Here is a 12,200-nt window from a genome sequence, read left to right as displayed (position 1 = left end):
ATCCGGCATCAAAGATAAAACATAATTGTTCTTTTCCACCAATTATATATCCAATTCTGTGCCAAAACGATATAAAGCTAATAATCAGAAGATTGATTGCGCTCAATCAAACAAAAGTGTTAAGTTAGTTTACAGTCAATGGAAAAAATAAGAAGTCATTCTATTGTTATTATGCGGCTCCCCGTAAATACATACACGATTTTTCAGTTCAATCTATATGCATTGCCCGTAAGACTCGTGTTATTTATTAGTTTGACAATATTGATAGTTGTCTTTATACAGCCAAATTCGCTATCTCCCCGTCCGGTACAATAAACATCATGATTTAAATTCTTATACTTTTCAAGTACACTTTGTACTGGGAGGTTATTCTGATAAACAGTAGTGGTAGAGATCGCATTTCTCACTTGATTCTCTACAAGTTTGTTTATGAAACTTATAGGTTCATCCGAACCGTGGTGAGGTATTTTTATAAAAAACACATTCTGCAGAAAATCTTCTTTAATAAATTTTACACTTTGGTTTGCAAGATCACCACAGAACAAAAAATCTATACCATTAAATCTCAGCGCATAAACGATTGATAAATCATTCATGACGAATTTAGCATGATTTGCGCTCCTACGCCACTCCAATGCTCCAAATGGAGCAAGAAAATTAAAACTGCAATGAATACTTCTAAAACTTCTAGTTTCCACAAACTTCATTTTGTATAAACTTCGGCTTTCTCCGTCACTCAGACTGACAGGGATAATGTTATACTTGCAGCCACTATTGTAATTCCGATGTAAATACTGAAAAGCGCAAGTTGCATCCGCACAAATTGCAAATTTATCTTCCCGATCAAAAGCACTGGGCATGTAAATAAGAGCATTGTGATTCGGATCATACATTTCCAAAACATCAGGTATCCCAATGGAATGATCCTGATCAGGGTGGGTCCAGATAAAAACATTAACAGAAGGATTACCATGCGCCGCCAGAATGGCATTGATATGATTATAATTTTGAGATACGTTTTTATAACAATCCGTCAGTGAGGTGAACAGCACCTCCTGTTTATCACATATTATGGTCAAAATAGCCTCTCCCTCTTGTGGATAACCTACTGTATAGAAATGTATCTGAAGAGATTTAAAATCTTTAATGGAAAACTCTATCTCCTTCACTGTTCACTCATTTTTTATTATATGCTTTTGTGACAACGGAATAAGACTTATTTAATGAAGCTGTAACCTTAACGCTTCTTGAAATACCAGAAATTACAGAATTCATTTCTGCAATCGGTTCAAACTTTACAGGCGAAGTTGCAACAACTCTCTTTTTGTCTTTACCTGTGAAAAATACTTTACTCATATACAATGAATTTAATGTGAACCTATAAATTTAGGAGTGAAACAGCGAGTCACCTCCTTATGAGAATTATCTAACATCTGAGAAAAGATGTCATTAAAATCTATATTTTTTATAGAATTAATAACCCTCGTAGCATATGAAGTAACATTTACATCATATATAATATTTTGAGTCTCCTTATCATATCCTTTACGAATTTCTCTAACTAAATAAATACTCAAAGCCTCATATTCATGCTGATCCGCATATCTTCCATTAACAAGATTGTCACTTTCCATCAAAGGAAACGCTTCCTTATCAAACACCTTCCACAATTGTCCTTCATCTGCCTGTGCATGATAGGAAGTTATAAATGATAGTTTTTGAGGGGTTAATTTTGATGAAAACTCTCTCAGTTGATTGAAAATATTACAAACCTCAGCCAAATAATCTCCATCACCATCATATCCACTATAGTCTATATAAAGAAATATATAATAATGGCTAATATATAATTCACAATCAATATTACTTATCTTGAAATCGAAGTATTTATAAATCTTCTTAGAGATTATTTCTTCAATGGAATTATCTAATGTGTTGACAACAGAATCAATATCAATCTTTTGTTTTTCCTCTTCTGTTATAAGCCGCTCCTGAAAACAAGGGAATCCTAGAATCTCACCTATGTTTTCTACGAACTCATTTTTAAATGAAGGTACGCTAAAAAAGTCCATCCGAAAAGATATGGACTCATTTAAGCTATTGACATTTTTTGTATACTCTTTAATCTTACACATTTTCTGATCTCACTATTGTTAGAACAAAGTTATCTATTTTTTATTGAATAACAAATTAAACTTAGTTTTTATCGTATTCCTGAAAAGGTAAGATTCTGTCCTCTCCGCCATCCGTTTAAAGAATTTGCCTGAAATTACATTACTTGTTCTCATTCTCAGTGAAACAGATTAATGTACGCCCTAAAATCAAAGTGCACAAACTCTCAACCGGATTTGTAATCCGTTCAATCTGTTCTCCGTTCAAGTACACAAACTCTCTGTTCAATCGGATTTGTAATCCGATTGTTTGAGTATCAGGATTTTTAATCCGCACACATGCTTGTTCTTTTCGCAAGAAAATGTACCTTTGTTGATAACAAACGTATTCTTAATTAATAATCAAAGAAATGGAAGAACTTCAAGACAAATATGTACGTTTCGACTGGGCCATCAAGGTGCGACATGAAGTTCTGATGCTAATTGTTTAATCTCTACTTAAACCTATTGTTCCGTCAATAGTAGCCTAACGATACATGCATTACCGGTAACAGTTTTGTGTGAAGTTATCGTGACAACGTAACCCTCCTTAAGTTCTAACCGTGAGGTGAAGAGCGAAAGCCGTAAGGCCCTCTCACGGATATGCGGGTAAAGGAAAGCAGAGAAAGCGAACGTCGTTCTGTAATCGAACGGATAAGGGTTTAAACCTCACCCTACGTGAAAACGTGCAGACTTCTGCTATGGTAATTCATTACAAGAACCCTACAGAATTTTCCAATGCAGAAAAGTCAAATGAGCGGAGATTATTCTCCGTGTGCATCTGCACACGATGCCCCGACAGCCTGGTCTACAATAGACTGGTCACGTCACAGGATCATTGTGCGAAAACTACAGGAGCGTATTGTAAAGGCTCGTCAGGCCGGTCGCCATAGTAAGGTACAAAGCCTTCAATGGCTTCTGACACATTCTTATTCAGCCAGGCTTTTGGCTGTCAAGCAAGTAACATCCAGTCAAGGCAGCCGAACCTCGGGAGTAGACCATGTGCGATGGGCTACCGACACAGCCAAAGCAAAGGCAGTCTCCAGTCTCAAACGCAGAGGTTATCGTCCGCAACCCCTGAAACGCATCCACATCCGTAAGTCCAACGGAAAGACACGTCCGCTAGGGATCCCTACGATGAAAGACCGTGCCATGCAGGCACTTTACCTGCTGGCTCTTGAACCGCTAGCAGAAACCACCGCTGACGTAGTCTCTTATGGTTTTAGGAAGAAACGATGCACTCAGGATGCCATCGAACAATGTTTCACTGACTTGGCGAAAGAAAAATCCCCTCAATGGGTGCTCGAAGGAGACATCAAGGGGTGTTTCGACCATATCAGCCATCAGTGGCTCATCCAAAATATCCCGATGGATAAAAGGATGCTGGGCAAATGGCTCAAATGCGGTTTCGTATTCAAGCAACAACTGTTCCCCACCAATGAAGGAACCCCGCAGGGTGGAATCATATCTCCGGTGTTGGCTAATATGACACTGGACGGTATGCAAACCTTGCTCAGTTGCTTTCGACCTACCACTAAGGATAATAGGCGCTATTCCCCCAAAGTCAATCTGGTACGCTATGCCGACGACTTCATCATCACCGGGCGAAGCCGGGAATTGTTGGAGATAGAGGTATTACCGAGACTCAAAAAGTTTCTTGAAGAAAGAGGCTTGGCATTGTCGGAAGAAAAGACCTTGATTACCCATATTGACCAAGGATTTGACTTCCTGGGATTCAATATCCGAAAATACAAGGGAAAGCTACTGACTATGCCCCAGAAAAAGAAGGTAAACAGCTTTACACAGAAAGTCTACAAGGTGATCGAATCAAACAAAGCCGTCTCACAGGAAATGTTGATTAACCTGCTTAACCCCATCATTAGCGGCTGGGGTAACTACTACAGACACGGAGTATCATCGGTGGTGTTCAATAAGGCAGACCATCGGATATTCAATAAGTTGCTGCAATGGTGTTACCGCCGCCACAAACATAAGGGTAAAAGGTGGATAATCAACAAATACTTCCATAAATCCGGCAATCGAGAGTGGTGTTTTATGCTCAGGCAAGAAGATAACGTTACCCGTTACTCTCCTAAGCTTAAACGGTTGACAGACATTAAAATTGTCCGTCACCCCAAAATCACCAATGCTGCTAATCCGTTTGATCCTTGGTGGCAACCTTACTTTGCAAAGCGGCAAACACAACAAATGCGTGCTTCCTTATCAGGGAGAAATTCTTTACTACATATTTGGATACGTCAGAAACATCTGTGCCCTCTATGTAAAGAACCTATTGATAAGGAAAGAAAGTGGATAGTTACTGAATTGACAAGAAATGGTAAACGAAGTAAATATCTGATCCATTTGGAGTGTGCTCACAAGTCATAGGATGGAATAAGAATGAACTAGACGAACCGGCTTCCCAACAGAGGGAAGCTTTGAATTGCTTGAGCCGTATGACGGGAAACTTTCATGTACGGTTCTTAGAGGAGGAAGCAGCCGAAAGGCTGCTAACTTACTCGACCGCCTGCTACGTCAGAAGGCGAACTTCGGCGTACTTGAAGGTTTCCTCACCGTGTTTCTGGGTGAAAAAGTCACCATTCTGGAAATTCTGGAGAGTGAAAGCAATCAGCTGTCTGTTGAAGATAAATTCAACCGTGTGGACATCAAGGCACGCAATAGTAAGGATGAGATCATCATCATCGAGATACAGAACACCCGCGAGCTTTATTATCTGGAGCGAATTCTTTATGGCGTTTCCAAGGCTATAACCGAGCATATCTCGCTGGGTGAGACCTATTATAAGGTGAAGAAAATCTACTCCATCAGCGTTCTCTACTTCGACATCGGAAAGGGAAGTGACTATCTGTATTACGGGCAGAACCATTTCGTAGGTATCCATACGGGCGACCACCTTCAGGTGAATGTCAAGGAGCGTGATACCATTGTCTCCCGCATGCCGGCCGAGACATTTCCCGAATATGTCCTTATCCGTGTGAACGAGTTCGACAAAGTGGCCGTCACCCCGCTCGAAGAGTGGATGAAATATTTAAAGGACGGCACCATTCGCCCCGACACCACTGCTCCCGGTCTAAGCGAGGCCCAGGAGAAACTGAGATACTTTTCCATGCCTCCTAAAGAACGCATGGCTTATGACGAGCATCTGAGCGCCGTGATGATTCAAAACGATGTGCTGGATTCAGCCAAACTGGAAGGGAAGATTGAAGGACGTGCGGAAGGGCGTGCGGAAGCTTACCTTTCTATGGCCCGTAATATGAAACAACTGGGTGCTCCTGTTGACATGATAGTTAAAACTACCGGTTTAACAGTAGCGAAGATTGACGCTTTATAACCAATTAAATGCAGCCCTGTAGCTGGCAGAGAAACTCTGTGGCTATAGGACTCTTTCTTCTGTTCAATCGAATTTCTTATATTACTTGTTCTCATTCACAATAAGCAATATAATTTCAGGCACTCAATCCGATTCCGTGACGGAACAACGTAAGAGACATGTAAAAAGCAAGTAATATATGCGAATAAACATACTTTTTGCACAAGGGAATATCACCTCTGATTATCAATACGTTACAAAGTATCAATTTCTTGTCGACAAGAAGTTAGGAGTTTGTCGACAGGAAGTTAACTCCTTGTTGACAAACTCTTAACTTCCTGTAAAAGAAGAAATAGCGGATTTTTCGATTTCCTTACACTGCATAAGCTGCGTGATTGATAGAACAGAATGCCACACTTCATCGTCCCTAATGCCATACCTGGGCAAGTGCGACGTGTGGCATTTGCTGTGCTGAAGTGTGGCATTTACTGCGCTGACGTGTGGCATTTGGGGCACTGAAGTGTGGCATTTGAGACGTTGAAGTGTGGCATTCGGGATGATGAAGCTCGATATTCCGGGCGACAAAGCGCGGTTTCTCTCCGTCAAAGTAACGGCAGATAAATCATCATCAGCTGCAGCAGTCTTTTCTTCTTTTCTTGTTGCTGCTGTTGTTATTATATCTTTTATATTCTCTTTATTTGTAGCATATTCATTTGGACTAATGCTATTGTATTTCAGCGACTTATCAAATAAAAAGCATTCTTTTCCCCCTTCATTCCCAAGCACTTTTTGACCATTTTCAGCCATTTTTCGCTCTTTTTTCGATGATTCCCGCTTGTTTTTGAGCGTTTTTTGAACCTTTTCTTCAGGGTTTCCAGTGCAATCCACGCCAGTCGCAACATAGTTTTCCGGCCGTTCACATATCGTTTGTTCCGTCCGTTCATGTATCGGATTCAGTTCCGCAGGCATAAAATAGCCATCCTCCTCAAAGTTGAAAAGCTGGTATCCGAAAATGATTTTCTTGATATAAGCAAAAGAAATCTTATGGACCTTACAGAAAGGGCGCAGGTATTCCACCTGAGCACGCGACTCGGGCAATAACTCCAGTTTCTCAATAATAAACCAATAGGCACCGGTTCCTTTAAGCGTTTCCTTAGCCAGCAGATTCTGCATTCTGGGATCATGCATTGCCATTAGCGGATGCTGAAGGTAGAAGTTTCTTTTCATATTTCTTTATTTTTTTATTTGACCCCGCAAAGATAAGCATTGAAGAAACCAATAAAATGTACGGTCTTACGACCTTTTCACCCCTATAGGAGGCTTCTAACAAAGATTTTCGGCCTTAAACTGTACATAGCGCAAATATGTTAATAATAACTAATCCGTGGCATTTCTTTAATAAATAGGCTCTAGTTTCGCAAGTGCAACAGTACGTGCAGTGGTTTACAAATCCGCTTGAACAGAACGAAAGCATATACAAAACATACAGAAGTGGATTCAAAACATTCATCGGACACAAGGCAAATGATTATTTTCCACATAATCCACAAAAAAGTCATTATATCCAGCTTTAAGAACAAATAGCCTATTTTTCCTCCTGTTTTAAGCATCAAATAACACATATGAGTCTTGAAATTAATAAAAAGTAAATACATTCTAAATCTTAGAACGAAAAAACATCACTTTGTCCAGCTTTTTAAATTTTTTACTGCTAAATTAAAGAATATTTCGCAAAAGACATTTTTCTTATAAAATAAATATATAAGTTTGTGAGGTCAACAACAGAAAATTTGCGATGGAAACGCTATCAACAAAAAACACTGATAAAAAGCTATTTGAGAGAGACATTCAAGATATCCTCCCAGAGCGGGCTGTTTATGCAAAAAAAGACGAGGTGGCTCATACTACCGGCAGAATGAAAGAAATATACGATAATATTTTATACTGCATAGAAAATAAAATGATTTACTTGGACCCGACTATCAACTTAAATAAATTTAGTTTATTACTATGCACCAATACCACATATCTTTCAAAAGTAATAAACATTTGTTTTAAATGTAATTTAAAGACCTTATTAAATAAACATCGTATAGAATATGCCAAAGAATTACTTAAAAAAGAACAATGCGACCTTAGAAATCTGCCCAAAAGATGTGGTTTCGCTTCCAGAAGTTCTTTTTATGCCGCTTTCATGAAGTATGAGCATATAGCACCCATGGACTTCAGAGCACATTACATGAGCATAGAAATCAGAAAGAAAATAGATATGGAAATAGATAATTTATTAACCAATTATTAATTAATCAATTTTTTTATTATTATGAAAAAGTGGACTTACTTAGTCGCTGCCGGCATGTTGCTGGGCGCGACGCCGGTATTTACCGGATGTATTGACAATGACGAGCCTGCGGGTATCGCCGAACTGCGAGGAGCTAAAGCTGAACTGCTGAAAGCAAAAGCTACTGTAGAAACTGCAAAAGCTGAGCAAGTGAAGGCAAAAGCAGCCTATTTATTGGCACAAGCTGAATACCAAAAAGCCCTTGCTGCAACAGAAAACGCCAACGCGAAAATTAAAGAGGCTATCGCCAAACAAGAAGAAGCAAAAGTTAAGCTGATTGAAACTCAAAATGAGCAGGAAAAACAGAAACTACAGGCCCAGATTGCAGAATTGGAGCACCAAAAAGAAATGTGGGAAATCGAAAAAAATAGTGCTATAGCTGCTGCAGAACAAGCTGTGAAAAGCTGGGAATTAGCATATAAGCAAGCAGAAGTAGCATATGAAAAAGTACTGTTGGAACTCGCTGCACAGAAAGCTTCACTCACAAAGCAGCAACAGCTTTTGTTGGCTGATTACGTCAATGATGTAAAGACTGCCAAAGAAGATTTAGCTGAGAAAAAGGAAGATGTCCGCTTAGCACAGCGTGCTGTGAATAAGGCTGCACAGTTGGTGGAAGAAACCGAAGCTGACAAGGAATACTGGCAATACGAATTGGCACGCACTTTGAAACTGGAAAACAAGAAGTTGGAAGGTCTTGAAGCGGCTTTAAAAGAAGCTAAAGAAGGATTAGGTGAATTCGAAAACATGAAGCCTACAGAACTTGCCGCTAAGTATGAAGCTCTGGAACAGGAACTCAATGCTCTAAAGAAAAAAATTGCAGATGAAAGCGTAAAGGCTGCTGAAGAAAGACGTGCTATTCAGGAAGGTGAACTGACTAATTATTATAAGAAAGTTCAGTCTATGACTGAAAATATGCAAAAAGATATAGATATACCGGCATTTACTTATCCTGAAGTCGCAGGTGATGCTTTACCTTTCGCTTGGAATGGTCTTAAAGACAAAGAATATGAAGCTCTGACATATAAATGGATAAACCAGGATAATTATGATGCCAGATTAAATGAGTTACAAAGATTATTAGCACAAGTTAAGCAATGGACTCGTGATGAAAACGACAACGAATGGACTCAGCAACGTATTGCAGAGTGGAAGAAACAGATTGAAGATGAAAATGCAGCTATCGAAGGTCTGAAGAAGGACTGGAAGGAAGCAGTAGATGTTTACCATCGTACTCCGGCTGATGTAGTTATCGATTTAAGTAAGATTACCGGTTACACAGAAGCTGTTGCTGCTATCAAGCCATTTAATACAGCGGTAACGGATTATCAAAAGGCATGGACGGCTTTCGAAGATGCACGCAAGGTGTATCAAAAAGTAACAAATGAATTTTGGGATAATAAAAATAATATCAACAATACATATTATACAGAGTATTACAAACTGGATCCAGATACAAAAGCCAATGAGGAAAGAACGAAACTGTACGAAACTTGGAAGACTTTAAAGAATGATCCGGATGCCGAACAGGCAAAAATAGAAGAAGCTTGGAAGGCTTATATAGATTTTGACTATAATGCCTACGTAGCCGAATTGACTAAACCCCTTGAAGAAAAGCGTGATAAAGCCCTCAAAGCAGAAGATACTAAACGAATAGAAGCAGAAAACGCAGTTCGTACTACCGTAGAAGCATATAAAGCCAAGAGAGATGCACTTATTGCAGAAGTAGACGTTGTAACACCGTTGTATGACAAATTCTACACGAACGCTTCTCAGCGTATTGATGAGTGGAATACATATCATTCAATCTATAACAAAGCTAATTTCAGTGAAGCTGCAGGACTTTACCAAAGTTCTTATGAAAATAGCGAGTATATTTCGAATTGGAGTGATACAGATGGTAACTATATTAATAGTGAATGGATTTACTACCCAAGTAATGTTTACACATATGAAGTAGATGCTGATGCCGTAACAGAAATCAGCAGAGAAAGCATCAAAACACTGATTAAGTACAGATCACAGGCACTGTTCGGCGAAGCTTATGGCTTTAATTATAACCCATACAAAGATCCTGACGCACGTCTACTTGACTTGACTTTTGATGATGTGAAAAAACTCATAGAGGAAAGCAGTGACGAGCCCTTGTACGGAAATGACTACATCAATGCATGCCGTCAATATGGTAAAATGGGCGCAGTATTCGCTTTGGAAGCTCAGGTAAAATTCGCAGAAGCATGGCTGGCTGACAAGAACAGTTCTGTTAACAAGCTGATTAGTGCAACTGCAGAAGCTATTGAAGCTATGGAAACCAAGTATGAAGAACAAAAACTCGGTTATGAAGAACAAGAAGAATCGTTAGAAAAAGAACTTCTGGCTATTAACGAAAAACTGCAAGCCGCTGTTGACGCACTCAACGAATTGCGTGCTACCTCTGAACCGATCATCGACTTGAAGCAAGCTGTTTGGCAAGCTATCCAAGATTACAGAGAAGCAGGTTTCGACGAGTGGAGCCAAGACCTCATCGACAGAGAAGTTATGAAGTTGAAGACTGCAATCGAACAGTTAGATTTAGCAATCGAAGATCAAAATCATGCTATCGAAACCGCTCAACGCAATTTGGATGGCTACAACAATGGCAACCTCACCGCTTTGCAGACAGCAAAAGAAGCGCTGGAAGATGCAGAAGCTGCCATGGTAGCTGCACAGGAAGTTTACAACGATGCATTGGATGCCCTGAACAAGATGATTGCAGCTATGGCTGCGGAAGTTGCTGAATAATCGGCAATACTAAACATTTAAATAACAAAAAGATGATTAGAAAACTTTGCACAATCTTATTGTTAGCCGCATTTGTTGCGCCCGCATGGGCGCAACAAACCCGCGGCGACAAGGAGGGTGTAGTGTTTGCTCCCCGCAAGGGTCAGTGGCAGGTGTCATTGGTATTAGGAAATAGTGGACAGTCGTACAACGACAACACTTTATTCCTTTTACCGCAATACACCAACACAGAAGGCTCGATAGGACTTCCCTCCGGAGGTTCCGATATATCGGGCGAACTGAATGGCTATCTGAACATCAGCGGGCTCAATGAAAATAGTTTAATCAACATCGCCGGTTTACAGGCCAAATACTTCATAAGCGACTGTTGGGATATTAACTTCACTTTGGGAATGAACATCAGTATTACCCCAAAGAAGGACTACATAGAGGGCGATTATGAATCAGCGCCCGACATGATTATCCCGGCTCAGAAGTATGTAAATGCACAAGTGACCAATAATTGGTATGTATCGATTGGTTCAAACCGCTATTTCAAAACGAGCAATCCACGCATACACCCATACATAGGAGCCGTAGCCGGTTTCCAGATGGCGCGTATTGAAACCACGGAACCCTATACAGGCAAAACGTATAGCGACGGAGAAGACGAAGACAGTGAAGAAGGACTTCCGGAACACGTCTACCTGGCAGCAGGAAAAGCCGGACAGATGTTCGGCATCAAAGGCGCTGCCGTAGCGGGACTGGAATACTGCCTTGCCAAAGGTATGATTGTCGGTCTGGAACTCCAGCCGGTAGCTTACCGCTACGACGTGATACAAATCTGCCCGAAAGGTTTCGACAAATACAGTATAGGACACCACAACATCAAGTTGTTTGATATGCCTGTGCTGAAACTCGGTTTCAGATTCTAAAATGAAGGAACAGCGTTAAGCCAAAGACTTAACGTATGTAATGCAGGGAAGGCGGTTCTGCTAACACGATTAGCCGAACCGCTTTTATTATAAAAACCAGTTATATAATGAAGAAATATATTTTACTTTTATCTCTTGTCGTCATAGCAATAGGATGGACTGCTTGTTCGGAAACTTCTAACGGTCCGGGTTGCCGCATCAAAGGATATCTTTCATTCAAGGAATATAAAAAAGTATACCTGACAGACAATTCCGAGAACCGCATAGATAGTTGTGAAGTCAAGGACGGACGCTTTTATCTCGAAGAAAAAGGCAACATCAGCGAACCGTATGTAGCCATCATACACATGACAGCAGAACAGGATTCCACCGATCAGCTCGATATGCCGGTTGCTATAGAAAATGGCACCATAAAGGTTGAACTGGGAGAATATATCAAATTATCCGGTACTCCACTGAACACCCGAATCAAAAAATTTCTTGACGCCTTGCAACATTGTAAAGACGGAGTCGTTTCAAAAACAGACATTACACCGGAAGAAATATCTGAGATATTTTCACAATTCTACAAACAGCAGATTTTATCCAACAAAGACAATGCTGTAGGAGAGTACATCTATCGTAACTATGGCGTACATCTGAATACCGATGACAATAAACAGGTAAAAGCACAAATGGGTAACTAA

General features: G+C 40.1%; 10 protein-coding genes. 6 read left to right on the top strand and 4 right to left on the bottom strand.

Annotated elements, in window-relative coordinates; translation table 11 throughout:
* Positions 1–203: 203 nt before the first annotated feature.
* Genes K429_RS0100210 through K429_RS0100205 form a run of 3 tightly spaced genes read right to left on the bottom strand, consistent with a single transcriptional unit; the run spans position 204 to position 2,135 of the window.
* A complete protein-coding gene (locus K429_RS0100210; protein ID WP_025725674.1) occupies positions 204–1,169 on the bottom strand; it encodes a hypothetical protein in 966 nt (321 codons plus the stop codon).
* A 7-nt stretch (positions 1,170–1,176) separates the two neighbouring features.
* Positions 1,177–1,356, bottom strand: coding sequence for a hypothetical protein (locus tag K429_RS30150; protein ID WP_147343425.1), 180 nt, complete (start codon positions 1,354–1,356; stop codon positions 1,177–1,179).
* An 11-nt stretch (positions 1,357–1,367) separates the two neighbouring features.
* A complete protein-coding gene (locus K429_RS0100205) occupies positions 1,368–2,135 on the bottom strand; it encodes a hypothetical protein (protein ID WP_025725673.1) in 768 nt (255 codons plus the stop codon).
* A gap of 753 nt (positions 2,136–2,888) precedes the next feature.
* Between K429_RS0100205 and ltrA the strand changes: the two genes are divergently transcribed.
* The gene (gene ltrA / locus K429_RS0100200; RefSeq protein ID WP_369796031.1) at positions 2,889–4,538 is read left to right on the top strand and encodes a group II intron reverse transcriptase/maturase; all 1,650 of its coding nucleotides are present in this window, start codon (positions 2,889–2,891) and stop codon (positions 4,536–4,538) included.
* Positions 4,539–4,677: 139 nt separating this feature from the next.
* Positions 4,678–5,502 (top strand): Rpn family recombination-promoting nuclease/putative transposase, encoded by an 825-nt coding sequence (locus K429_RS0100195; RefSeq protein ID WP_044096420.1) that lies wholly within the window; start codon positions 4,678–4,680, stop codon positions 5,500–5,502.
* Positions 5,503–5,811: 309 nt separating this feature from the next.
* Here K429_RS0100195 and K429_RS28330 read toward each other — a convergent pair whose 3' ends face one another.
* Positions 5,812–6,708, bottom strand: coding sequence for a DUF4373 domain-containing protein (locus tag K429_RS28330; protein WP_025725670.1), 897 nt, complete (start codon positions 6,706–6,708; stop codon positions 5,812–5,814).
* A 568-nt stretch (positions 6,709–7,276) separates the two neighbouring features.
* Here K429_RS28330 and K429_RS28325 point away from each other — a divergent pair.
* The 4 genes from K429_RS28325 to K429_RS0100165 all read left to right on the top strand — a co-directional run bounded on the left by K429_RS28325 (position 7,277) and on the right by K429_RS0100165 (position 12,200).
* Positions 7,277–7,783, top strand: a complete 507-nt coding sequence (locus K429_RS28325) for an AraC family transcriptional regulator (protein ID WP_025725669.1) — start codon at positions 7,277–7,279, stop codon at positions 7,781–7,783.
* Positions 7,784–7,804: 21 nt separating this feature from the next.
* On the top strand, positions 7,805–10,600 hold the full coding sequence (locus K429_RS0100175; protein ID WP_155923366.1) for a hypothetical protein: 2,796 nt from the start codon (positions 7,805–7,807) through the stop codon (positions 10,598–10,600).
* Between the two features lie 32 nt (positions 10,601–10,632).
* Positions 10,633–11,514, top strand: a complete 882-nt coding sequence (locus K429_RS0100170) for a BT1926 family outer membrane beta-barrel protein (RefSeq protein ID WP_025725667.1) — start codon at positions 10,633–10,635, stop codon at positions 11,512–11,514.
* 107 nt (positions 11,515–11,621) lie between these two features.
* Entirely contained in the window at positions 11,622–12,200 is a 579-nt protein-coding gene (locus tag K429_RS0100165) for a DUF4369 domain-containing protein (RefSeq protein ID WP_025725666.1), read from the top strand.

The organism is Bacteroides sp. 14(A) (assembly GCF_000526555.1).
GTDB classification, from domain to species: domain Bacteria; phylum Bacteroidota; class Bacteroidia; order Bacteroidales; family Bacteroidaceae; genus Bacteroides; species Bacteroides cellulosilyticus.
This window is presented reverse-complemented; position numbering and strand designations above follow the sequence as displayed.

Coding starts and splice junctions, on each gene's coding strand:
- K429_RS30150 (WP_147343425.1), bottom strand. CDS start 1,356: ATGAGTAAAGTATTTTTCACAGGTAAAGACAAAAAGAGAGTTGTTGCA.
- K429_RS0100205 (WP_025725673.1), bottom strand. CDS start 2,135: ATGTGTAAGATTAAAGAGTATACAAAAAATGTCAATAGCTTAAATGAG.
- ltrA (WP_369796031.1), top strand. CDS start 2,889: ATGCAGAAAAGTCAAATGAGCGGAGATTATTCTCCGTGTGCATCTGCA.
- K429_RS28330 (WP_025725670.1), bottom strand. CDS start 6,708: ATGAAAAGAAACTTCTACCTTCAGCATCCGCTAATGGCAATGCATGAT.
- K429_RS28325 (WP_025725669.1), top strand. CDS start 7,277: ATGGAAACGCTATCAACAAAAAACACTGATAAAAAGCTATTTGAGAGA.
- K429_RS0100175 (WP_155923366.1), top strand. CDS start 7,805: ATGAAAAAGTGGACTTACTTAGTCGCTGCCGGCATGTTGCTGGGCGCG.
- K429_RS0100170 (WP_025725667.1), top strand. CDS start 10,633: ATGATTAGAAAACTTTGCACAATCTTATTGTTAGCCGCATTTGTTGCG.
- K429_RS0100165 (WP_025725666.1), top strand. CDS start 11,622: ATGAAGAAATATATTTTACTTTTATCTCTTGTCGTCATAGCAATAGGA.